This is a genomic window from Vibrio lentus, assembly GCF_002875945.1.
GTDB lineage: Bacteria > Pseudomonadota > Gammaproteobacteria > Enterobacterales > Vibrionaceae > Vibrio > Vibrio apostichopi.
Genome location: NZ_MCZK01000155.1, coordinates 15,088 through 40,201, shown reverse-complemented (window position 1 = coordinate 40,201; position 25,114 = coordinate 15,088). Strand labels below are relative to the sequence as shown.

19 protein-coding genes and 1 riboswitch are annotated in these 25,114 nt (G+C 44.9%); of the genes, 9 read left to right on the top strand and 10 right to left on the bottom strand.

The window, feature by feature from the left end; genetic code table 11:
- Nucleotides 1-48: 48 nt before the first annotated feature.
- The gene (gene csdA / locus BCT49_RS18985) at nucleotides 49-1,260 is read left to right on the top strand and encodes a cysteine desulfurase CsdA (RefSeq protein WP_102437451.1); all 1,212 of its coding nucleotides are present in this window, start codon (nucleotides 49-51) and stop codon (nucleotides 1,258-1,260) included.
- Nucleotides 1,261-1,616: 356 nt separating this feature from the next.
- Entirely contained in the window at nucleotides 1,617-2,096 is a 480-nt protein-coding gene (locus BCT49_RS18980; RefSeq protein ID WP_102437450.1) for a porin, read from the top strand.
- Nucleotides 2,097-2,246: 150 nt separating this feature from the next.
- Here BCT49_RS18980 and csdE read toward each other — a convergent pair whose 3' ends face one another.
- From csdE to BCT49_RS18960, 4 genes are all read right to left on the bottom strand, one after another.
- Nucleotides 2,247-2,675, bottom strand: coding sequence for a cysteine desulfurase sulfur acceptor subunit CsdE (gene csdE, locus BCT49_RS18975; protein ID WP_102437448.1), 429 nt, complete (start codon nucleotides 2,673-2,675; stop codon nucleotides 2,247-2,249).
- Nucleotides 2,676-2,735: 60 nt separating this feature from the next.
- Nucleotides 2,736-3,545: a tRNA cyclic N6-threonylcarbamoyladenosine(37) synthase TcdA gene (tcdA, locus tag BCT49_RS18970; protein ID WP_102437446.1), complete on the bottom strand. Its 810-nt coding sequence runs from the start codon at nucleotides 3,543-3,545 to the stop codon at nucleotides 2,736-2,738.
- Between the two features lie 113 nt (nucleotides 3,546-3,658).
- On the bottom strand, nucleotides 3,659-4,771 hold the full coding sequence (gene mltA, locus BCT49_RS18965; protein ID WP_198595881.1) for a murein transglycosylase A: 1,113 nt from the start codon (nucleotides 4,769-4,771) through the stop codon (nucleotides 3,659-3,661).
- Between the two features lie 81 nt (nucleotides 4,772-4,852).
- A complete protein-coding gene (locus BCT49_RS18960) occupies nucleotides 4,853-5,326 on the bottom strand; it encodes a DUF2850 domain-containing protein (RefSeq protein WP_102437444.1) in 474 nt (157 codons plus the stop codon).
- Nucleotides 5,327-5,488: 162 nt separating this feature from the next.
- Between BCT49_RS18960 and argA the strand changes: the two genes are divergently transcribed.
- Both argA and BCT49_RS18945 read left to right on the top strand, forming a co-directional pair.
- A complete protein-coding gene (gene argA / locus BCT49_RS18955) occupies nucleotides 5,489-6,826 on the top strand; it encodes an amino-acid N-acetyltransferase (protein WP_102353002.1) in 1,338 nt (445 codons plus the stop codon).
- Nucleotides 6,827-7,107: 281 nt separating this feature from the next.
- On the top strand, nucleotides 7,108-7,299 hold the full coding sequence (locus tag BCT49_RS18945) for a hypothetical protein (RefSeq protein WP_046224581.1): 192 nt from the start codon (nucleotides 7,108-7,110) through the stop codon (nucleotides 7,297-7,299).
- Between the two features lie 101 nt (nucleotides 7,300-7,400).
- On the opposite strand, the gene recD is transcribed toward BCT49_RS18945, so the two are convergent.
- The 5 genes from recD to BCT49_RS18920 all read right to left on the bottom strand — a co-directional run bounded on the left by recD (nucleotide 7,401) and on the right by BCT49_RS18920 (nucleotide 18,361).
- Entirely contained in the window at nucleotides 7,401-9,626 is a 2,226-nt protein-coding gene (recD, locus tag BCT49_RS18940) for an exodeoxyribonuclease V subunit alpha (RefSeq protein WP_102437442.1), read from the bottom strand.
- The gene (gene recB / locus BCT49_RS18935) at nucleotides 9,626-13,300 is read right to left on the bottom strand and encodes an exodeoxyribonuclease V subunit beta (RefSeq protein WP_102437440.1); all 3,675 of its coding nucleotides are present in this window, start codon (nucleotides 13,298-13,300) and stop codon (nucleotides 9,626-9,628) included. Before recB ends, recD begins: the two co-directional genes overlap by 1 nt.
- Before the next feature lie 245 nt (nucleotides 13,301-13,545).
- Nucleotides 13,546-13,755 (bottom strand): hypothetical protein, encoded by a 210-nt coding sequence (locus BCT49_RS18930; RefSeq protein WP_102437438.1) that lies wholly within the window; start codon nucleotides 13,753-13,755, stop codon nucleotides 13,546-13,548.
- A 6-nt stretch (nucleotides 13,756-13,761) separates the two neighbouring features.
- Nucleotides 13,762-17,238 (bottom strand): exodeoxyribonuclease V subunit gamma, encoded by a 3,477-nt coding sequence (gene recC, locus BCT49_RS18925; RefSeq protein WP_102437436.1) that lies wholly within the window; start codon nucleotides 17,236-17,238, stop codon nucleotides 13,762-13,764.
- Between the two features lie 127 nt (nucleotides 17,239-17,365).
- The gene (locus BCT49_RS18920) at nucleotides 17,366-18,361 is read right to left on the bottom strand and encodes a TDT family transporter (protein ID WP_198595880.1); all 996 of its coding nucleotides are present in this window, start codon (nucleotides 18,359-18,361) and stop codon (nucleotides 17,366-17,368) included.
- Between the two features lie 163 nt (nucleotides 18,362-18,524).
- On the opposite strand from BCT49_RS18920, the gene BCT49_RS18915 reads away from it, so the two are divergent.
- From BCT49_RS18915 to BCT49_RS18895, 5 genes are all read left to right on the top strand, one after another.
- Entirely contained in the window at nucleotides 18,525-19,421 is an 897-nt protein-coding gene (locus BCT49_RS18915; RefSeq protein ID WP_102437420.1) for a LysR family transcriptional regulator, read from the top strand.
- Nucleotides 19,422-19,509: 88 nt separating this feature from the next.
- Complete coding sequence (locus BCT49_RS18910; RefSeq protein WP_004735185.1) at nucleotides 19,510-19,803, top strand: YebG family protein; 294 nt, start codon at nucleotides 19,510-19,512, stop codon at nucleotides 19,801-19,803.
- Between the two features lie 155 nt (nucleotides 19,804-19,958).
- A riboswitch (Fluoride riboswitch) is annotated at nucleotides 19,959-20,043 on the top strand.
- Nucleotides 20,044-20,236: 193 nt separating this feature from the next.
- Nucleotides 20,237-20,929, top strand: coding sequence for an iron-sulfur cluster assembly scaffold protein (locus BCT49_RS18905; RefSeq protein ID WP_102437418.1), 693 nt, complete (start codon nucleotides 20,237-20,239; stop codon nucleotides 20,927-20,929).
- A gap of 24 nt (nucleotides 20,930-20,953) precedes the next feature.
- Entirely contained in the window at nucleotides 20,954-21,943 is a 990-nt protein-coding gene (locus tag BCT49_RS18900; RefSeq protein ID WP_054548056.1) for a GGGtGRT protein, read from the top strand.
- 229 nt (nucleotides 21,944-22,172) lie between these two features.
- Nucleotides 22,173-22,814, top strand: coding sequence for a MarC family protein (locus BCT49_RS18895; protein WP_017079911.1), 642 nt, complete (start codon nucleotides 22,173-22,175; stop codon nucleotides 22,812-22,814).
- A 135-nt stretch (nucleotides 22,815-22,949) separates the two neighbouring features.
- Here BCT49_RS18895 and BCT49_RS18890 read toward each other — a convergent pair whose 3' ends face one another.
- On the bottom strand, nucleotides 22,950-24,944 hold the full coding sequence (locus BCT49_RS18890) for a bifunctional metallophosphatase/5'-nucleotidase (protein ID WP_102437416.1): 1,995 nt from the start codon (nucleotides 24,942-24,944) through the stop codon (nucleotides 22,950-22,952).
- Between the last annotated feature and the right edge of the window lie 170 nt (nucleotides 24,945-25,114).

Below are 25,114 nucleotides of genomic sequence, written 5' to 3'. Positions count from 1 at the left end.
CGCTCAGCATAACGCTAGCACCAATTTCCAAGATTTAGGTAAGAATAGATGCTTGATATTAATCACATCCGAGAGCAGTTTCCTGCGCTATCACAAACTATTAACCAACAACCGTTGATTTACTTAGACAGCGCGGCGACGACACAAAAACCTCAGATAGTTATTGATGCCATTAGCCAATATTACTCCAAGCAAAATGCCAATGTTCACCGTGGTAGTCATAGCTTAACAGCGAACGCGACCAGTCAATTTGAAGCAGCCAGAGACAAGGTCGCTCAGTTTATTGGCGCGACATCGTCAAAAGAGATTATTTGGACTCGCGGTGCAACCGAAGCACTTAACCTGATCGCACAAACTTACGCTAGAAGCACGCTTCAACCTGGCGATGAGATCTTGGTCAGTGAAATGGAGCACCACGCCAACATCGTGCCTTGGCAAATTGTCGCTGAACAAACTGGTGCTCAGGTCATCAAAGTACCGATGACATCAGATTGTGAGTTTGACCTTGTTGCGTTTGACACTCTTTTGAATGAACGAACCAAGATTGTAGCTCTGGCGCATATAACCAACGTCACTGGTTCTCGTCAACCGATTGAAGCCGTCATCAAGAAAGCACATAAAATAAATGCCATCGTTGTGGTCGATGGCGCGCAAGGTATTGTTCATGAGCCCGTTGATGTTGCTGCTTTAGGCGCTGATTTCTACGTTTTCTCAGGACATAAACTCTATGCTCCAGCAGGCATTGGCGTACTTTACGGTAAGCTTGAATTGTTAGAAGCGATGCCACCTTGGCATGGTGGTGGCAAAATGGTCGAGCGCGTATCCTTTTCTGGCACCACATTTTCTGAACTGCCTGGTAAATTTGAAGCTGGCACGCCAAACGTGGCAGGAGCCATCGCATTAAGTACAGCGATAGAGTGGTTACATCAGTTTGAACAGCATGACGTGGAAACTCACATCCACCAGCTACAACAGAAAACCTACCAAGCACTCAACCAATTGGATGATATCCAGGTTCTTGGCTATAAAGCCAATTCAAGTGTGATTACTTTTGTAATGGATGGCGTTCACCATCAAGACATTGCGACGCTATTGGATCAGCAAGGTATCGCAGTTCGTGCAGGTCACCACTGTGCACACCCATTAATGGATGCGCTTAATGTAAAAGGGACTGTACGGATCTCATTTGGTATTTATAACAATATCGATGATGTTGAAAAGCTCATTGCAGCGATAGAAAAAGCCGTCGATATGCTCTAATTCTCCGCTAACAATTTTGGTGTCTGGTTTGATTTTTTAAACCAGACACTCCTCCTTCCAAATTAGTTCCACTTTCCCACCAAACACCCACTAAGTTAAATAATTGATAAGTAATAACTTTATATTTCCTTTATATCTCTCTGATTCGTTTTTATTGATTTCTAAGACTTCATTGATGAGTCATTTCTAAAAAAAGACACAATGCACCCCGTTCTCGTTAACCGCAGATAACAAACTGACTATCGCAATTAATAACAAGCACCGCCATTAATAACAAGAACCACCATTTATCATGGGTGACCTAGAGCTGACGGAATAGCACTTTAAATACAAACTTTTTAGATAGAGACAACACAATGAAACTTAAAACAATCGTTCTTCCTCTAGTAATGCTAACTGCCGCTCAACAAGCTTCAGCTGACCCATATATTGGTGCGAGCTACTTATATTCTGAGTACCAAGTAGAAAACGAAAACGTCGATATGACCGATGAGAATAGCGGATACAACTTGTACTTGGGTTACACATTCAACGACCTTCTTTCTATCGAAGCTGGTTACGCTGACTTTGTCGATACGCACAAAGATTTCGAACACGTGTACTCGAATGCATGGCTAACTAGTGCAAAAGTTTCTTTGCCAATCACTATCTTTGACATTTATGGCCGTGCAGGTATTGGACACTTTGAAAGTAACTTAGGCGATAGCAACGACGTGTACTACGGTGTGGGGGCGGGTGTAATGATTGGCCCTGCTCGTGTTGCTCTTGAATACACAATGTACGAAGCAAAGGTTATCGAGAATGGCTACGCGGTAAGCGCTGAGTTCCACTTCTAACTCTTCTATCGACTTATTCAGTTATCCGCTAAAACGAAAAACGGTGCCGCTGGGCACCGTTTCTTTTAAATATTGTCGCTTGCTTATCTGTACGGAAGAGCTCTTAAGCGAAAAAGATCCTAAGCGTAGATGCCCTTAACTGATAGGCACTTAAGCGGAGAGATTCTTGATCTGCTCGACGATAGCTTTGAGGCCATTCCCTCTGGAAGGGCTCAAGTGAGTAATTAAACCGACCTCTTCGAAGTATCCATCGATATCGAACGCTTGAATCTGCTCTGATGTTTTACCGTCATACGCGGCCATCACTAAAGCAATGAGGCCACGCACAATACGCGCATCCGAATCTGCACAAAAATACCAAACACCGTCGATGTTCTGAGAAACTAGCCACACTTGGCTTTCACAACCAGATACGACAACCTGATCATTTTTCAGCTCGTCAGGCATGGTTGGCAGTTTCTTACCCCATTGAATCACTTGACGATAACGGTCTTCCCAACCGCGGAAAGTCTGCATCTTTGCGACAATATCATTGCTGTTGATTTCTTTGCCGAATGGAGAGCTTGGGAATGACATCATTTTATTATCCAGTAAATTGTTAGGTGCACAAAAGCTTGCTGTTTCGTATCGAGTGCTTACTTATTTAGAATGCTTTTGAACGATCTTTTCTACGATACGTGAAACCGCCACAAAACCAAACGTAGCCGTTACCACCGTTGCTGCGCCAAACCCTGTCGCACAATCCATTCGTTTTGGCCCTTCTGCGGTCGCTTTCGCTGCACATACACTGCCGTCAGCTTGAGGGTATTTAAGTTGCTCAGTCGAGAACACACAATCGATACCAAACTTACGTGCTGGATTCTTAGGGAAATTATGATGACGACGTAATGTGTCTTTCAGTTTCTTCGCTAACGGATCTTGAATCGTCTTAGTCAGATCAGCCACTTTGATTTGAGTAGGGTCAACTTGGCCACCCGCGCCACCCGTGGTGATCACTTTGATTTTGTTGCTACGACAATACGCCAACAACGAAGCCTTAGCTTTCATGCTATCAATCGCATCGAGAACAAAATCGAACTCTTTCGACAAATACTCAGCCTGATTGTCAGGGCCAATAAAGTCATCAATCAGGTTCACTTTACACTCAGGGTTAATCAACTTAACGCGCTCAGCCATCACTTCGATTTTGCTCTTACCAACCGTACCCGACATAGCATGGATTTGACGGTTAATGTTAGTCACGCACACGTCATCCATATCGATCAACGTCAGCTCACCTAAACCAGTACGAGCAAGCGCTTCAACAGCCCATGACCCCACGCCACCAATACCGATAACACACACGTGTGCGGCTCTAAGTATGTCGACTTCACTATTACCATATAGGCGACGAGTGCCACCGAATCGTTGGTCATAGTTTTCTGAAGCTGGAGTGGTCAATTCACGCATTGTTGCCGCCAATTTATTTCTGAGAAAAAGAAAAGAGTGCGTTTTATACGCACTCTTGAATAAAAAGTCTAGGGGATTAGCGATTCGCTTTCAATGCCCAATTTTATGGTCGTTTACTCGACCTTCTCAGGAGGTAAAGCCCAAGGTGCTTCGGTTGCGCTGCCATCTAAACCAAGCTTCCACACTCGACCAAAATGCTTGTAATGACCCGCTTCAGTACCTGCTCTTGGCCCCATGCCGTGGTAGAGATCCAAGTGGTTCTGCTTAACCGCGCCACCGGTATCTAAAACTAGTAACAGTCTTAGTTGGTGTGCACCGCTCCAAGTACCGTCAGCATTTAATAGTGGTACCTCTGCAAGAATCGGAGTTCCCATTGGTAAGATAGAGCGATCACCCGCTACAGCGGCCATTGGTAGCAATGGAATGCCTGCGCTACCCATTACCGATAAATCTTCTCTAGAACTAAAGAAAACAAAAGAAGGGTTTTGCTCAAGTAGCTCTTTTACCACGGAAGGCTCATTTGCCATTACCCATTCTTTGATGGCTTTCAAAGACATTTTTTCGCGTGGAACTAAGCCTCGGTCAATCAAAACACGGCCAATGCTCACGTAAGCTTTGTTGTTCTTACCCGCATACGCGAAATATTTAAGCGTATCGTCGTCACCAAAATGGACAAAGCCACTGCCCTGCACTTCCATCATAAACGGGTCGATACGATTTGCAGCGTAACCTAATTCAAGACCTTGGCCTTCTAATGCACCGTTGTAGATCTCTTCACGAGTCGGACAATCTTTATCACAATCAGGAAGCCCATAAACAGGGAATCGGTATTCTTCATTCGCTTCGTGGCGCAGTTCCATCACAGGAGAAAAGTAGCCCGTGAACAAAACATTGCCTTGCTTATCGCCACCACCAAGTTGCGCGGTTTGAACACCAAAGTTGGCTAGCTCGCTCGGATCACCACTTTGCATCGCCCACTCGTTAAGTTGCTGATAAAGCGGCTCATAGATTTTTGCCATTGAAGGGGATTTAGAAACCACCATCTCAGCTTGTTCTGAAAATGCGGTGTAGTCTCTTGGTTTATTGGATTCAACCTGATCGACCTTATTTAAGGCACGGGGAAATTCATCATCAAGGTGTTGTTGAGCACGATCGGTGGGTTGAGCACAGCCAAATAGTAAAGAGGCGGCAACAAGGGGAAGCCATTTTTTAATCACAAGAGTCATCCTAAAAATTCTATGCATCGAGGATGACAAAAACGGTCAGATAACACAATCTTAGATTGTAAGAGTTTACAGTAAGATAACCTATCGAACGGAATTATCGATATAGCCTTTAAGGCGAAAGACTGGGTTGTAGTGCCCATCAGAATCGAGCACCATTTCTGTATGATCAGATTTGGTCATGCGGAAGCGATACGTTTTATCCCCCGCCTTGTATTCAAAGTAGTTACCATCAAACTCAAAGTTAGTCGAAATGACTGAACCACCGACTGAGACACCGTTGGCATTAAGCACAAATTCATCTGTCGCATAATGAGCGACATCTTGCTCGACCCAAGTGCCATACAGCAAGTGATCGGGTGTTGCCGCATCTTGTACTCGATTAATAACATCACCAAAAAGAGACACGACCGCAAACGTTCCGATCATAGCTAATGCCATTAGGCTGCGTTCAATGATCTTACGCTTCAATTTAGATTGGTTGCGCTGCTCAGCTTCAGTGTAGAGGCCTTTGGTTATCTCATCGATCTTGTTCTTTCTTGCTGGAGCTTGTTGCATTCGGTGACTACTCATAAAGATGCTATGCGCATTCTACACTGAGACAGTTTATATAATGAACCCTAGATGAGAATAGTTTGCGCTTTATTCCAAAAATATGTTGTTTACTTTTGAATTTAAATGCTAAATTAACGAATAAATAAACACAAATGGACTTGTTCTGTGAAATTAAGAAGTACAGCGCTAGTAAAAGGTTTCAGACAATCAACCCCTTACGTAAATGCTCACCGTGGCAAAACCATGGTAATTATGCTGGGAGGCGAAGCCGTTGCCGATAGAAACTTTGGCAACATTATTAGTGATATTGCCCTACTCCACAGCCTTGGGGTCAAGATTGTTCTTGTTCATGGGGCAAGACCGCAGATCAACCAACTGTTAGCAAAACAAGATTGTCATACGCCTTATCACAAGAATATTAGAGTCACCGATGAGTATTCCCTAGGTGTTGCGATGCAGGCTGCTGGCCAATTACAACTCGCCATCACAGCTCGACTCTCAATGAGCCTGAACAACACCCCAATGGCAGGCACTCAACTCAATGTGATGAGTGGCAACTTTATTACCGCTCAGCCACTAGGTGTCGATGATGGTACGGATTACTGCCACAGCGGGCGCATTCGTCGAATTGATATAGAAGGGATTAATCGCACACTCGACCAAGGCTCCATCGTCCTGCTTGGCCCTATTGCCAGCTCGGTAACAGGAGAAAGCTTTAACCTGCTTTCTGAAGAAGTCGCAACTCAAGTGGCCATTCGTTTGAAGGCCGATAAGTTGATTGGCTTTTGCTCGGAGCAAGGGGTAACGGATCAAAACGGTAATGTACTCGCCGAACTTTTCCCCACAGACGCAAAACAAATTCTAGAACGCTTAACTCAATCTCAAGACCCAGCTGAAGACATGAGCACAGGAACACTTCGATTCTTGAAAGGTGCAATCTCTGCTTGTCGTGCTGGTGTGCCTCGTTGTCACTTAATCAGCTACAAAGTCGATGGCGCACTGATCCAAGAGCTGTTCTCTTTCGATGGTATTGGAACCCAAGTAGTCATGGCAAGTGCCGAGCAAGTTAGACAAGCTCAGATTGATGACATCGGTGGTATCTTTGATCTTATTCGCCCGCTTGAAGAACAAGGTATTCTTGTTCGTCGCTCAAGAGAACAGTTAGAACAAGAAGTCCATCGTTTTACCATCATTGAAAAAGACGGTCTGATTATTGGCTGCGCTGCATTATATGCTTACCCCGAAGATCACATGGCAGAGATGGCATGTGTTGCTATCCACCCTGACTACCGCGATGGAAACCGTGGGCAATTACTGCTGGATTACATGCGTCATCAATCCAAATCGCGTGACATCGACCAGATCTTTGTTCTTACCACACATAGCCTTCATTGGTTCCGTGAACAGGGTTTTTACGAGATCGGTGTAGATGAACTACCGATGGAAAAACAGGGTCTATACAACTATCAGAGAAACTCAAAGATCTTAGCGTTAAATGTGTAAATAAAGTTTTGGACTAAAATCTCACTTCAAAAGGAAAATAATTGCAAATGTAATCGTTTTCTATATGAGATTTATTAAGTATGCACTTTCACTCACACGAATAATTGTATAGAATTTAAGCGCTTTAATAATATTAACAAATGTTTTTATAGGAATTGCCATCTCGATAGTCATATCGACTTCTTGAGATGGTAACTGCACGGATTGCTATACCCGTTAACGGTCAGCACGCTAGCAGTAGCTCTGCCGTTAGTATAAACAGCAAAAAGAGCAACATTGATATGAGAACCATTGTTTGTAACTCGCTGCAAAGTTTTTGGGATATGGCTGATAACCAATTCTTAGAAGGGCTAGACGTACACTGCGTGTTCCCTGTTAGCGAGAACCTAAAAGAGTTTATTTTGAATTGCCAAGCAAAGTACAAGATAAACCATATATCGTTTACTCGAGCGTTTTTAGGCTCTGATTCCTAATAACGTTCAAAGCAACCAGGGATGGTTGCTTTGTGTATACACTCTACCCTGCTATTTCGTCGTTTTACTTCCAACTACGCCTTCGCTAAAACCACTGGCTATTAGCTGGTTAAGCGACTGCCTAAACCACTGACTCGCTCTGTTTTCACCTTAATACCACGCTTCAATACGTTGGTATCACTGAACATCATCAGTCGCTTCTTGGCACGCGTAATACCCGTATAGATAAGCTCTCGCGTTAGAATCGGGCTAAAATCTGGCGGTAAGATCATCAAAGTCAGATCAAATTCACTACCCTGAGATTTGTGTATCGTCATCGCAAAAGCGGTTTCATGATCAGGCACTCGGCTTGGTAGTACGGCTTTTACACTGCCATCGGGCAATTCAAAGTACACTTTCAATCGAGGTGCAGAGTTATCTTCAGTTGAAGAAGAGCTACTTGCATCAGCCTCAAGCATACAAATACCAATATCACCATTGTATAAGCCCAAGCCATGATCATTGCGCGTTACCATTACTGGTCGCCCGTGATACCACAATTCATCGTTGTGCGGATTCACCAAGCGTCTTGCGGCAAGCGCCCTTTCGATTCTGTGGTTGAGGCCTTTAACACCAAAGTCACCTTCACGAATGGAACACAGCAATCGACATTGGCTGAACAAGTCGAGCACCGATTTAGCTCTCGCTTCTTGAGTTTCTAATTCTTCTAAAGGTACATTCATTCGGTTCAGATACGCACCATACTCATTGACTAAAGTACGCAACATCAAGTTATAGCTGTCACTCGACAAGGGATGATTTTCGATATCCTCAAACCCTTTCGCAAACACTTGATCTACTTGATTCGCAGAACCGTTATTGATCGCTTTTGCCAACTGTCCGATACCTGAACGCGCATCAAAACGGTAACTCTTCTGCAGCATACACAAGCTATCTGCAATCGCAGGAGGGTTAACCGATCCAGCTTTGACCTGTCTGGGCTTAGCTATCGCGTCAAAGCCTGTCATTTCCGCAATCAAGTTACCTTGCGCTGTACTGTAGCCTGTTGAATTAAATGAGCAGATATCACCCAACACGGCACCAGCCTCGACTGAAGCGAGCTGATCTTTATCCCCAAGCAAAATAAGCCTTGCGTGTTCAGGGAGTGCATCCACCAGCTTATACATCATGGATAAGTCGACCATCGATGCTTCGTCCACCACCAAGATATCAAGGTGAAGTGGATTACGTCGGTTGTGTCTAAACTCTGCTCGATTAGGAATAGCACCGAGTAGTCTGTGCAAAGTACTCGATTCCGTCGGTATGTTGGCCTTTACGTCAGGAGCTAGTGGAAGTTGTTCTATCGCTTTACCAATCGACTCAGTTAAACGCGCCGCCGCTTTACCTGTCGGTGCCACCAGCTTGATCGTCGGTGTTTTACCTTGGCTGAGTGATTGCTCGACCATAGCCGACAACAACTTAGTTACCGTGGTCGTTTTACCGGTACCCGGCCCACCAGAAATCACTGCGAAGCGACGACTTAACGCCACCGCTGCCGCTACTTTTTGCCAGTTCAAACAGACAGATAACGGCACTAGACTATCCAGCATATCTAAATCAGTCACTTGTTTGGCTTGAACAATCGCTTGATCGATAGAACCCCAATCTAAAGCCTGTTCATTCACTATATCTAGATGGTCACACACTAACTGCTGACGCAGCACCTGAGAGGCTTGTTGGTTTGCTTCAGCCTTGGCTAATGCATTAAACAGGAAGTGATAACTGCGTGCGAATAATTGATTCAACGTTTCTGTCAGCGACTTTTTCTGCTCAGTGTTGAACTCGACTGGCTTACTTAAACGGTTTAACGTTTCAGCCAACACAACTTCGTAGTTCCAATAGCGTTGTAAGTAGACACGCTGTCCATCAAACATCAGCGGCTTAACGCAGTCATTGGTTGTGCCAACGAGGTTAGATGATTGCAGAACAGTCCCCCAATCAATCCCCAACAACTTTTGATTCAATTGCAGTGCCGTTTCACCGTACAAACCGAGCAGCTGGGCTAGATCTGTCGTTAGTTCAGGGCCTGCCGTTTGAGCTTGTATAAGCTGGGTACAAATATGTCCCTTGCCTAGTTCATGGCTCACCACTCCAGCGAGAAAGCCGATCTCTTGAGAGTTACTTGTGGCTTGCTGAGCAATAAAACGGGCAAACTGATAATCCAGTTGACGGATTGAGCCCTTATCGGCGAGGAACTTTAATACATCCATGAGCTGCTCAGGGATAAGTGAAACTGGCTTAACAGAATTCGCTGTCTCTATGCTGGTATTAGTGGTCGTTGTTGTCATTATAGAAGCCCCATCTGTCCAGTTTCATTGTCATTCAATTGTGCTGAACGTCTGTCTATCACTTTACCGTCAATCAATTGATCCATTTCATCGAGCAAAGCCAGTGTTGGTTTCGCCGAGAAAATACCTTGTTGAGATTGGCCGTCCATTCCTCGTAAGAACAAGTAATAAACCCCACCGAAATGTTGTTCGTAGCTGTAATTCGCAACGCGGCTACGTAAGAAGCGATGCAGAGCCAACGCGTAGATTTGATATTGCAGATCATAACGGTGGTCGGCCATCGCCGATTTCAATGCCTCACCATGGTAGACGGCAACGTCATCACCTAGATGGTTCGATTTCCAGTCGAGTACATAGTATTTACCTTGATGCTCAAACACTAAATCGATGAAGCCTTTCAGCATGCCTTGTACTGTTTGGAAGCCTAGGTCGCCCGCTTTGGCCGACAAGGGGTCATGATATTGAATGGTCTGATTGAGCTCCGACGCGGCCAACACTTCGATCGGCAACAAGAACTCCATCTCGACTAATCGTTGAGTCGAGTCTTTCTCGCTTAGCTTTAGGTTTTTACCATCTAATGCGGTGTTAAGCACCGTATAGACCAGTTGCTGAAGCACAGGTAACCACTCTAGTTCGTATTGTTCTGACTCTAATAAGTGAGTGATTACTTGCGTGTTATGTTCGCTGGTTGCTGACTCGGTAAATTCAACATCCTCAAATAAGGTGTGTAAGAAAGTACCCGGGCGAGCACCACGAGGGAACGTGAATATAGAACGTTCAGGTTCAATCAGTTCCGACTCGTCTTGTTCATCAGCCGAGTCAATATCAAAACCTGACACCTCAATTGTCGCATCATGGCTCGCGCCGTGACTGCCTTGTTTTACTAACCCCGAGTAACTGGTGATTCGCCAAGCTCGGTCAATTGAAGCCTTCAGTTCACTAGCATGTAAGTCTTCACTCACTTGCTCTGTCTGTACAAAAACGTGCTCATGAGCAGTCGGAGTTTCAGACAGTAATACGCTTGAATTCTTACCCTCAATCGCTGACAAAGCTTGATTCAACTCAGCAATACCCTGCTCTTGTCCGTTTTGAACCAAGTAGCCCATCGCACTCAAATGAACACCGGTCGGTTCTTTGGTTGAGCGCCCTTTACGTAAAGGAGCCATACCAATAAAACAGCCATAAACCGCACGAGTCAGCGCTACATAAATTAAGCGCAAGTCTTCCGCCAGTCGCTCTTTATCCGCTTGTGCTAAAGCACTATCACTGCCCGTAATATCAAGTACCGTGCTATCTGAGTCATGGTCGTAGAATTTACCTTCGCTCGCTTCACGATAGCTTGCCACGAACGGCAAAAATACTAGGTCATATTCCAAGCCTTTCGACTTATGAATGGTAACGATTTGAACCAAGTTTCTTTCTGATTCAAGGCGTTGAATGTCGTCTTCACTGCCACCTAAACCATTTTGAGCATCGGAAATCGCTTCTTCCAACCAACGCAGTAAGCCATAGTCGCTGTCGAGCTCTTGTCTTGCTTGTTGCAACAATTCGCCAATGTGCATCAAATCAGTGAGTGAGCGCTCACCATTTTCTTCTTCCAGTAAGCGTTCCGCGAGATGTCTTTTACTGATCACGCTGCGCAACATTGGTAACACGCCGCGCTGTAGCCATAACTTACGGTATTCTCGAAATTCGTTAACGACGTTTTCCCACACCACTTCATCGTTGTTGAGTTCGTCCAATGAAGCCGCATCCAGAGCAAATAACTCTGAGGCCAAACTCGCGCGCAATGCACGGTCGTTTTCAGGCGTGAGCACCGCTTGAAGTAGGCGTTGAATATCTTGCGCGACCAAGCTGGTAAACACACTGTCTCGGTTCGATAAGTACACACTCGCAATGCCTTGTTCCGACAACGCATTCTTAATTAGACGCCCTTCACTACCGGTTCGAACCAAGACAGCAATATCACCCGCATTCACGGCATGTTGTTTTTTACCGTTATCAAAATAGGCTTGTTGGTTTTGAGAGGCGGTCAGAATGGTTTGAATTTGACTCGCAGTCGCCTCAGCCATCGCCTTGTGATATTCGCCTTTAGGTAAGGGCTTGTCTTCCGCCTCTTGCAGCCAAAATGTGAGCGCGTGCTGAGTTTCTCCGTTCATTACCCACTGGCGTTTATCGGCCGATGGGCTGGCAGCAACGGGCAAAAATGGAATGTCTTGGTCGTAGATAAACGGACTGTCCGAATTCATAAACACTTGGTTTACCGCGCTGACCATATCAGCACTTGAACGCCAGTTAGTCCCTAAAGTGTAGTGAGCACTAACTTGGTTTCTCGCCTTGATATAGGTAAAGATATCCGCGCCACGGAAGCCATAGATAGCCTGCTTCGGGTCACCGATCATAAACAGGCCGCATTGCGGGTTATCTAGGTAGATTCGGCTAAAAATACTGTATTGCAGCGGATCGGTATCTTGGAATTCATCGATCATCGCCACTGGGTATAAGGTGCGAATTCTTTCCACCAGCAAGGATTGCTCATCGACATCAATCGACGCAGATAACTGAGTCAACAAGTCATCAAATGATAACCACTGCTTCTGCTGTTTCGCCTTGGCTAGCATAGTTCGACAATGAGTAATCGCATGTGCCAACAATGGGGCTTTCAGATCTGCAGGGGAGTTTAAGAAGTTCTCAATAGCCTCGAAAACTACGTGCTGAGGCGCGGTGCCTTTGGGTGTTTTTTCAATTAGGGTTGCTTGTGAGAACTTCTCTAATTTGTCTGGGAACTGGTAATCATGAGTGTCGCTCTTCGCCCATGCTGTGACGGCTTCTAACCAAGTAGGCAAAGACTTTTTGGTGTAGCTGCGTTTGTTGACATCTGAACCTGAAATCAAAGCCAAAAAGTCCGCTTCGGATTCGCACCACAACGCCTTAAGTTGCTTCACTTTATCTAGGTTTTGGTCGTGCAGAGCTTGCAAGTCACCCGACATCGCTTCCACGGTTAGCTTTAGTGGAGAACCCGTCAGGTAGCGATTTACGTCAGCCAATAGCGAAGCGGGAGAACCCCAAATATTTCGCACTTCACCCGCCAGTTGAATTGGCAGCGGGTAAAACTGCTTACGCCAATAGTCGGCTACCACTTGCGCTTTCAGGTGACTTTCATCGGTCACAAATTCATTATCAAATCGACTGCCAGACTCAAAGGCATTTTGGGTCAACATGCGCTGACAGAAGCCGTGAATGGTGTAGACCGCAGCTTCATCCATTTGCCTTTCCGCATTGAGCAGTGTTTTCGCTGCGCCCGCGTGATCCTCGATGGCTTGTAACAAAGGAGCAATCACTGGGTCGTCACTTTGTCCACGAGCAAACGCAATACGCGCATCATGGATTCGAGCACGAATACGATCACGTAGCTCTGCCGTTGCCGCTTCGGTAAAGGTCACCACCAAAATTTGGTCTACGGTAAGCGGCTCATGATGTCGAGTGGCTTCAGTCAGATCGCCTTGCGGTGCAGTCGTGCCATGCCCGAGCAGTAGGCGCAAGTACAAGCCAGCAATGGTGAATGTTTTACCAGTACCCGCTGATGCTTCAATTAAACGCGCGCCATGAAGTGGAAACGTCATGGTATCGAGTGTCTGTGGAGCGATTACCTGAACACTGCTTGTGGTCGTCATGCCTTACTGCCTTCTGATAAATGTGTTGTTACAAATGTGACCTAGCGTGGAAAACGTCATTCAATTTGCGTCCTACGCTGATTTGTTAATAGTTAGTGCGATCTCTCTCACGGATCAATTCAGATCGCCTCGCTACTATGCGCCCACGAGTTCAGGAGCGCGATTCGAGTTTTATACTCATGCGTTACTTTGAACCACAGAATAATGGTCCCTCTGACCTGTGGCCGTACAGCGAACGCCCTACACTAATAATGATTTACTGGCGGCCACTTTATTTCCTGTACCCTGACTTCCCGCAAGTCACTATCTATCGCTTTTACTAAGCTTATACCTCGATTATCTCTAACCTTTTGATAAGCCAAGCACTCCAAATTTGCATCTAACTCTTTATTTTCCATGCCTTTATTCAAGCACATCTCTTTGACGTTAGTATCATTGGCGATCTTGCTGATCACTGCCGATTATTCCTGATCTTCAAGATCGGCAGCGGCGAGTCTTGCGGCCTGCAGCACAAGTGTCGAATACATTCGCGACTGAGCAGCCAATTCATCATCCCATTTAGGCCAGATTCGAGAGATGTAAGTATCTCTGCCCTCGCCCGTAAAGGCGAAGCTGTCATTAAAAGTATCGGCCATTTTCTTAAGGGACTTTTCTTCGTCATCGACCCACTTACCACGGCTAAAGCCAGCCTCAACGCCAGCCAATGCGGTTTTCGGGAAGTAAGGCAGTGGTGCTGTCATGCCTTGATAAAACAGTCGTACTAACTCAGCCAGCAAACTCTTCGCCTGAAGCGCATCGCCGATAGGTTGTAGCGTTTGGTGAACCACGCCTTCTTTTCTGTCGTAGCCAATAATATGGGTCGTTTTTCCGTGTCCCATCACCGCACAACATAAGTGATCGATCCACGCGGCCAAGTAATCTTGCGAGCGAATTTTACCGCTGCGGAAACGAACTAGACCCGATTGATAGTTTTGAGTTAACCACCCCATCAAACGAACAGGTTTGCCTTCGCCTAACACATCAAATTCGATATTAACTTCGAGATCTTGTTGCGGTGATCCGCTCACAAATCGAATCTCTTTGGCTAAGTATTCCGCTTGAACACGGTTGGTTTCAAATTCGATATCACCAAAAGATCCGACTGGTAATCGACCTTGTGCTTTCTGCTCAGAGACAAACAATCGAACCGCTTCGTCTGCGCCTTCAGGGTGGTCCAGCAACACTTGCAGTAAAGCATCCTTAAGTTGGAAACTCTCTAAACCATTAAGTACGAATGGCTCATCATCTTCCATCACAGGAAGTGGCGGCTCAAACACCACTTTGAGACGGCGATTAAAGAAGTACTGCACTGGCAAACGCCAAAAACGCTGTAACTCAACCAGATCCAATTCCAATGGGTACGTTGCGCCCAACAAATAGTCATCCAATGCACGATTGAATTCACCACTGCGTTCACCGGAACGGTTAGCCGCAGGAAGCCATTCTTTGGCGTAACTCAGCACATGGCTTGCATCACCTTGAGTAAAGGCTGCAGGGCTGAACGGTGTCATGGAGTGTTCAAAACTGATCGCTTGAGTCAGGTTGATACCAGAATCATCGCTTGGCAACGCTTGGTCTTCACTTAAGCAATAGTTCTGCTGGCAGTACTCGATCAACTCTGAAACCAATACCGACGGCACTCGCTCGGTATTATCTTGAATCGAGCGGCCGACATAGCTGATGTATAAGCACTCTTGTGCTGACAACATCGCTTCTAAGAATAGATAACGGTCATCATCACGACGAGAACGGTCACCTGGACGAGTGCGTCCGTTCATTAGATCAAAACCTTCTGGCGGCATTGAGCGAGGGTAAACACCATCATTCATACCTAACAAACAGACGGTTTTGAACGGAATAGAACGCATCGGCATCAAGGTACAAAAGTTAACTTGGCCAGCTAAGAAACGCTGGCTAATGCGCGCGCCAGATAACTTATTATTGAGGTACTGGTAGATAATGCTTGGCGACAGTTCTTGTTCATACAAGGCATCATCAAGCTGTTCATTCAATTGCGAAAGTGCATCGCGAATCGATTTGAGCACCACCTCGCCTTCTAGCTCCACTGCAAAGAAATCATCAATCATTTGCAGCAAGGTTTCACGCCACATATCGATAGATTGTGTTTCAGTTAAGCGTTGACGGTAATGGGCAATGCGATCGATAAAGTGCGCTAACTTACCAGCAAGTTCGGCGTTAATGCCTTGAACTTCGTTATAAGCAGCAATCGGAGAATGCTCTGTCTCAAACAAACCTGCAGAGTCCGACATCGCATAGCCCAGTAACATGCGCTGAATACCAAATAACCAAGTGTTTTGCTCGGTCGCAGGTAGATCAAATTCTGTCGCCGTTGAAGCATCGACGCCCCAACGGATACCCGCTTCTTCAACCCACTGCTTGGCTTGCTCGAATTGAAACTCATCAATACCAAAGCGTGCCATCATCGCAGGGATTTCTAACAGCTCTAGCAACTCAGACGCTAGACAACGCGTATTCGGTAGCGCGACCAACTGCATGAAGGCGGTCAGAATTGGGCTTTCTTGATCTGCGGTTCTATCAGAGATCGAGTAAGGGATATACCGCTCACCCGGAGCATTACCAAATACCGCCTGAATCGCTGGGCTATAAGCATTAATGTCAGATACCATTATGATGATATCGCGTGGCTTCAATGTCGGATCGGCATCAAACATCGCCAACAGCTGATCATGAAGAACTTCCACCTCACGCATAGGGCTGTGACACGCGTGTACAGTTAACGAGCGATCGCCAAGCTCAACCACCTGTTTATGGTTGCTGGAATCTAAGATGTGGTCGTCTTGATGCTCTTCTAACTGGAGAATGTCGGCTTGCAGTTGATGCAGCAGGTTATCCCTCTCAACATCAATAAAGAACTCATGTTCTTCGCTGTCTGATTGAGATAGCAAAAACAGGTTATCTCTGCCCAACTTCCCCATAGACGCAAGCAAACTATTACCCACGGCTTGGCTGGTGTGCAATTCATCTTCAACATTGGCTTCAATACCATCTTTCAATGGCGATACTTCGCCTTCAAGCTGAGGTAAACCATCAACCAATGCAAACTGCTTACGACGCTGCGCTTCCACTCTCGCCAAGTACTTACGGTCGCGAATATCACCCCAGTAATGCTGACAAGGGTTGGTAAACATCAGGTGAACATCGATCTGTTCGCCAAGTGCTTTCAAAGCATCCATATAACGAGGAGGCAACGAAGAAATACCAAACACAAATAAGCGTTTCGGCAGATGCTGTAGCTGACCTTGTTGATTGGCTAACGCTTCAATGAAGTCGTGATACAAATTACCACGGTGATACTTTGATTGCCCCTGAGAGAGGGTCTGATCATAGAGTGCTTGCCACAAAATCGGCTGCCAAGGATGCTCTTGCTGCCCTTCGTCATCAATAAGTTCGGAAACAGGCTCTCCCGTTTCCCACATCGCCATCCATTCAGGTCGATACACCAAGTAACCATCGAAGATATCGGCAATTTTCTCTGCCAATTGATACAACTTAGAGTCATCTTCGTCGTTTTCAAGATAGCGTTGCAAGGGTAAGAAATCAGGGTGGTCAAGCTTAGCGGGTAGCAAACTCATCAACTTCCACGTCATTGCTTCTTTGTTAAACGCACTGCGTTTAGGGACATCAGGAAGCACTTGGGTAAACATATCCCAAATGAAGGTTGCTGGAAGAGGAAAGTCTATATTTGCTGCTACACCAAACTCTTTGGCGAGTTCCATCTTAAGCCATTGAGACATACCTGGGCTCTGAACCAAGATCTGCTCTTTTTCGAAAGGATTGGCTAAAGGGTCACTTTTGATTAAGTGAACGAGAAGGATTTTTAAAGTATCGACTTTATTGGAATGGTAAACAGTAAACAAAGTGCACTCACGCTAATCTTGCCACAATATAAAGCCAGATTAGCATAAGTGCCGAGTTTGGATTAGGAATATAAGCTTATGAAATACTGAAAACTTAAGGTCCGTTTATCTTTTGAACTATTGCTTCTTACAATCTACTGCCTACTGCGCTTAGAACACGGTGAGGTTTGTAATTCATGTAATAACGAACCGCCACATAACCCACCACAAACGTTGCCACAATCAATTCTAGATACGCTAGGTTGAAGACTTGATCCACATAGTGAATTTCCACACCAACAGTTTGCATCCAAGCCGCCAATTTAAACAATGCCGTTGCACCAATCACGATAGGGAAGGTAAACGCCGCATAGCCTGGGCTGAATGGCAGACGAAGTAGTTTGAAAAACGCGATGTAGATAATAAACGTCATCAACACTGCAATGCCAAAGAGTAATCCAATGATCACTGGCGAAGGATTTGCCGTCACCGTTAGGTAGCCTGCTAAAGATAGACTTGCTGGAGCCGCCATAATCGCAATGGTTGGTTTTGCTGCGTCAGGCACTTCATGAGAGAAGATCAAACGGTAGATCATGAGAGGTAGCATTACGGCATAAACCAATAAGCCAAAGACTAAAGTTGCGTGAGCTACGGGTTCTAAGATTGGGTTACCTGAAAAAGAAACGTCTTCCACGATAATACCGATTGGTGGCACAAACCAACTTGGCACCATGTGGTGAATCTCAAAGTTTTTAGCTCTGTGGTATAAGAAGCTCACCAAGAACACGACATGTAACGCTACCGAAGCGAGCCATACAGCTTCTTGTAAGAATTGAGAGATTGGAGCCAACGAAGCAGACACCACCATACAACCCATCGCGAATGTGGGAACAACACTTCCCACGACTGGGTGAGCAAGATCTGCACGTAATAAGTGACCGTGAATCAAAAATTTCACCGCTAAAACAAGAAGTAATACCGCAGCAATACCAGCACTGACCCACTGCACCAAACTCGGTGTGTGTAAAATACCTTGTGCGACTAGAACACCATCCCAACACCAGCCTAAGCTTGCAATTGCGAGTGCTAACCCTGCCATGGGTGTTGGAGCTCCTGTTAATCTATATTTAATACGTTGAATCATGTCAGCCTCTCTTAAACTTAATTCACTAAACTTGTGAACTCATCAGCTTGTTGAAGCCATAATACGCTTGCGCTTCGTTAAACAATATCCAATTATATATAACAAGTGTTCATCAATATTGAACGAAACCTTTTTCCACCAGCAGCGTAAAACTAGGAACCTGATGGCTAATATTTCAATCAAACAACTCAAAGTGTTTGTCACCATTACCCAGCATTCGACGCTTACCGCCGCATCGGAAGCACTGTTTTTATCCAAGGCAGCTGTCAGCATGGCGCTGGGCGAAATGGAGAAACAATTGGGTCACTCTCTATTTGACCGGGTCAACAACCGATTAATTCTCAATCAAGAAGGACAAAAGCTGCTTCCTTTGGCTGACGAGATTCTTCACAGATCCGCAGGCATCGATGTTTTGTTCCGAGATGACCAACCATTAAGTGGCAATCTCAAGGTTGGCGCCAGTGACACGATTGGTAATCAGGTCGCACCCTTTATTCTGTCTGGTTTTCGCGAGCTAACTCAGCATCAAGATCAGAGCTTGTTCATTTCAAACAGTGCGCTGATCTGCCAAAAGTTGGTGGATTATGAACTGGATATCGCGTTAATTGAAGGAAAAACACTCCATCCGGAGTTGATCTCTAGCCAGTTCAGTAGCGATGAAATGTGTATTATCGTTAGTAATCAACACCCTCTCCTTTCTCAAGACAAAGTTGCATTGCAAGATTTAGAAGGCAGCCACTGGATACTCAGAGAGTCAGGCTCAGGAACTCGCGAGTTTTTCCTGCGTGCCGTCGCACCGCGTATCGAACATTGGTATGAATCCTTTGAGCTCAACACCACCGAGGCCATCATCAATTCGGTTTCTGCAGGGCTGGGACTTGCCTGTCTATCACGGTTGGCAGCACAACGAGCGATTGATTCCGGTCGAGTTAAAACACTCGATGTCCCGCTCGACATGAAACGCCGATTCTGGATGCTGGTGCACAAAGACAAATATCAGAGCCCACTGCTGAAATCTTTCATGGGTTATTGTGAAGACTGGGCTACACATCAAGATTGAGGCCGCATAGTTAGGTCATCAACTGGACTTTTTGCATCAGAAACTGTATAAAAAGCCAGTGAAATTTATCAAACTTAGAGGATTAACCATGGCTGTTATCGTCAAGTACGTGGTCGAACGCAACGGAGAAGAGAAAATGACTTTTACCTCTAAAGCCGAAGCTGACGCATACGACAAAATGCTGGATATGGCTGATGAGCTTTTTGAACTGTTAAGCAAAAGCGATTTAGTTGAAGATGAAGGCAAGCAAGAAGAACTTGCAATGTACCTAGCGAAGAATAAAGAAGAAGTTCTTTACGCACTAGGTGCTAAGCGCAAACCAGCTCCGAAAAAAGAAAAGAAACTTGAAGCTGTTGAAGACGCAGAAGAAGATGCAGCATAACTAGCTGATACCTTTCTAAAAAACGTCAATAATGCCTCTAATAAGAGTCCATTATTGGCGTTTTTTTATACTTATTGAAATATAATGAAGCTTGTTTATAGTCGAAATCGCTCTAAACATTCGCTTGCACAAAAGTGTGATGAAGATCTAATCTATAGTCATCAGGTGATGGGGTTCCACCTAAGCTTTTGCTTCAACCGCCCGTTCTTTTCGAACAGTGCTAATGACTCCTACAGAATCGAAAACAGGTAATACTGTTGGATGTATCGCTATTCCTCCATTTTGAAATGGACTTAGTCTATTAAGACAAAGCTCCGTGACACCTTTGGATTATCGATACTCAAGATCTGTAGTGAATTAGCCGCACCTCTTCCAACACGTCCTGTTTTCTCAACGCCCTAGGTCTAAATGGCTCTATAAGTGAGAAAACATTATGCACTACTCTTCAGAAATTCAATCAATGTGCCCTATTCAAAGGGGTGATCTTCACACTTCAGCTCCAATTCCAGTTGAAGGCGCTATGGTTAGCCCAAAAGATGTCATCGCTATTTCTGGCTTAAGCCATGGTGTCGGCACTTGTGCACCACAACAAGGTGCAGCCAAACTGACGCTAAACGTAAAAAACGGCATCATCGAAGAAGCGCTAATCGAAACGATTGGTTGTTCAGGCATGACTCAATCAGCCGCGATGGCAGCCGAAATCCTCACTGGAAGAACCATTCTTGAAGCCCTGAATACTGACTTGGTGTGTGACGCTATTAACGTAGCCATGCGCGAAATCTTTCTGCAATTCGTTTACGGTCGAACTCAGTCTGCATTCTCAGAAGGCGGCCTAGAAATTGGTGCTGCATTAGAGGACCTAGGTCAAACACAGCGCAGCCAAGTCGGTACCAGCTATTCAACCTCAGCGAAAGGCGTTCGTTACCTTGAATTAGCCGAAGGTTACGTGACCAAGCTTGCACTTGATGACCACAGCGAAGTGATTGGCTACGAGTATCTCAATCTCGGCAAAATGATGAAGGCGATTAATCAAGGTGTACCAGCCAATGAAGCTGCTGACCTTGCGACGGGGACTTACGGTCGCTTCGATGAAGCCGTAACCACCATTAACCCACGCCAACAATAATTTTTGCCAATTTAGAGGAAAGATATGATGAACACTCAATTTAATGAATCAGTAACTCGCGTATTGGCAGAAATGAACTTCGACTCTTTAGAGCAAGCGAACCAATACTGTAAAGCCCACAACGTTGATCCAAAAGCCATGGTGATGGACACCCAACCTATTGCTTTTGAAAGCGCTGCCGATGCTTATATCCTTGGTTCAGCACTGGCTCTATTCCGCAAAGCAAGCAACGCTGAACAAGCCGCTAATATCATTGGTGAAGGCCTTCAAGCATTTACTAAACCCGGCAGTGTTGCGGAACAACGTCAAGTGGGTATCGGCCACGGTGCACTGGCAGCGCGTCTTCTAAATGAAGAAAGTCACTGTTTTGCTTTCCTTGCGGGCCATGAATCTTTTGCAGCTGCAGAAGGTGCGATTAAAATTGCTCTAAACGTCAACAAATCACGTCACAACCCATTGAAGGTAATCCTAAATGGTCTAGGTAAAGATGCGGCTTACTTAATCTCTCGCATCAATGGTTTTACCTATGTTCGCACTCAATACGATTACCAAACCGGTGAACTTGTTGAAACAGAACGTCGCCGCTTCTCACAAGGCCCTCGCGGAGAGATCTTGTGTTACGGCGCTGATGATGTACGTGAAGGCGTGGCAATCATGCACAGAGAAGAAGTGGATGTAAGTATTACGGGTAACTCAACTAACCCAACGCGCTTCCAACACCCTGTTGCAGGTATCTACAAAGCAGAACGAACTCGCCAAGGTTTACCTTACTTCTCAGTTGCTTCAGGCGGCGGTACAGGTAGAACATTACACCCAGATAACGTGGCAGCAGGCCCAGCGTCTTACGGCATGACAGATACCATGGGCAGAATGCACGCTGACGCTCAGTTTGCAGGGAGCTCTTCAGTCCCTGCTCACGTGGCAATGATGGGCTTCATCGGTATGGGCAACAACCCAATGGTCGGTGCGACGGTTGCATTGGCTGTGGCAGTGAGCGAATCTCAAAACGCATAACGACAACGTTGGGCGCCACGGTTTATCCATAGAGTAGAGTCCGTTAACTGAGAAACAAGTAATAACAGACAACCAAAACTCTACACCTATCACTAAAACCAAACAGCCAGCCTTATGCTGGCTGTTTTTTATTCACACTTGCTCTACTATCTATTTCTAATAATTATTTGTATCTAAGATTAAATACACAAACCATTCGTATTTAACTGCATCTTTTCAAAGGAATAATATGAAAGAGCTCATCATTCATACCATTACCGTGTTCATGGGCTTTTTTGCCATTATGAACCCTATCGCTAATACCCCAATCTTTCTTGGATTAACCGGTGACAATGACAGGGAAACGGTTAAATCTATCGCATTCCGATCGGTACTCATTGCCTTCGTTATCGTCAGTACTTTTGCGATCTCTGGCAAACTGATCTTTGACCTCTTTGGTATCACGCTGTACGCGCTGCGCATCACAGGCGGTATTCTGGTCTTTTTGATTGGCTTCCACATGCTGCAAGGTGATTCAACACATTCAAAAGCGAAAGAGAAAGTAAACTCAGACGCCCAGCGAGACGCTGCTCTAAGTATCGCCGTATCACCTTTAGCCATGCCAATACTGGCCGGCCCCGGCACCATAGCCACCGCAATGAACTTTGCCAGTACCGAGGGGATTTACGAGACCATCATAACCATCGTGGCATTTGGCCTCCTCTGCACCCTAACCTACGTCTTATTTGTATTCGGCGAACGCTTCGTTAAAGCCGTAGGACCAAGTGCACTGAACGTGATTACTCGAATGATGGGTTTGATACTCGCAGTTATCGGTATGCAGATGTTAATTGAAGGGATTGAGCAGGCTTATAAAGCGCTGTTTATCTAGGGTCAAACTCCACTAAATTTTATACAAAAATAGCCAGCTACTTGCTGGCTATTTTTATTTTATTGTTAATCTATGGCCTTGTATTTGAAAGCTTTCATTAACAATACATGACGCTCCGATAAGAGCGTATCAATACTATTTATATTCCATCGTTGTTGTTTCAAACCCTAGTGGCTCTAATACTTTCTTATGCTCAGCCCAAGAAATAAATGATTCTGCATCAGTATTACATACGTCACTTGAGCCTTCCGCACATGGTTTAATACCACCATCATAGTTGACACTATATTTCTCGGTACTTCCATCGTATGTCAGGTTATTAACTTTGTAAGTTTTAAAACCACTGCCTGAAATGACAATGTCTTGACGATCTGTAGATGTTAATTGAGCATCACCTAATACATTCCAACCATCACTACCACTTGCATTATAGTTATTAACGATAACAGTGTAGTTAGTAACATCGCTCATTGTCGCCCACACTGGATTATCTTCTGTTCCAGTATTTACCTCAAGAGTTGTCACTGTGCCTGATACACCTTTCACATCTTCTGTAAACGTGTATCGCATGCCTGATACGTAAGGGAACTTACCAGCATGAGCACCTTCCGCAAGCGTCGGCTCAATAGTGCTGTCAATAAGATTTCGAATCACTTCGCCTTTAACGGTTAAGATAGACAAGTAGTTCGAGAATGGTAATAGTTCTAACGTAGCATTGCCTTCCCTGAAATCACCAGACGCAATATCCGTTCGAACACCACCAGCTCCGACCAAACCAATCTGAACATTTTTACCGGTAACCGTTGTTACCGACGGCTGATTTGCCCAATAAATCATACCTTGAGCAATCATAGGAGCAACATCTGAACCATGCTTATCAGTTCCAGCATCACCAGGACGGCGCTCATGACTGATTTCAGTCGGTGCAGCTGCAACAACATCACCATACGCAGCATCGAGAGCTGGCTTATAAGTTGCGTCGATACGGGTTCTTAAATCAATATCTTCATCTTTTATCGTGATTTTTTCATTATTATCAATAAACGACGTTACATCATCTTTATCAGTACTAATCATTTGATGTTCTCGATGAGAATCGTGATAAAACTCATCATTTGATAATAAAGTATTGTTCCCAACACATGAGATGAGATTGCCGTCTATGTCAAATGATACATCAACGTCTCCGATAGCTTCCGCATATTGGCCAGCTTGAACCACACAAGTATTTTGTACCTTGTCTTTTTGTGGGATCATTTCTGCGTAAATACCATTATTACCTTGATCAAGGTCGGTAAAATCACCAAGTAAAGTATGAGAGTGACCGCCAACAATGATATCGATACCCGTTGTATTGGCAACCAGATCCTTATCGGCAGCATTTCCTATGTGTGATAGAACAACGATTTTATTTACACCCTTGGTTTTTAAATCATTTATAGTTGCCTGAGTTGCTGTAATTTGGTCACTAAATGTCACATCACCAGTTCCGGTAGCTATCGTTGGCATATCACCCAAAACAACACCTGTTACCGCAACAACTTTCTCATCATCACTTGCATCAGAAACAGAGGTAATTGCTCTTTTTTCTGAGCCTTCAAATGCAAATAGTTGATACGGATATAAATTATCTACATTACTTAAAGACTGATCTTTTGATACATCCATATTATTTGCTAATACAGGAAAACTAACTGTATTGATGAACGATGCGAGCTTGTCGGTATCTAAGTCGAATTCATGGTTCCCAAGTACCATTGCATCTAACCCCATCTGTGACAACAAGTCTGCGTTTGCAGCACCTTCATTTAGCTTAAAGTAAGCAGTACCTTGCCATGCATCACCACCATGCAAGAATAACAAAGGCTCTTTGTCGGCTTTCGCATCCGCTTTGATATCATCAGCGGCTTTCAATAGGCGAGGATAACCGCCAAATTCGTTATAGACCTTCTTGCCATCAGCACCCATGGTAAAACTGGATTTTACAGGATCAAAATTTGAGTGGGTGTCATTCACATGTGCTATGCGCAATGTCATATCGGGAGCAATAATATTGTCGTCATTGTCTGAGCCACAGCCAACCATCGCTACGCCGATAGAGAGCACCAGTAAAGACTTAGTAAAATTCATAGAAGATCCTTTATTAATCGTTTTAATGTCGTTATGGCTGGAAATATACTTATATATTGAAGGGTTTTAGTGATCGTTATCTTAATTACACAGCTGAAAACTTGAGTATTTACTCGGACTGTAAGCACAAACGATAAATCAACAGAACTCGATCAATTGTGATAATAAAC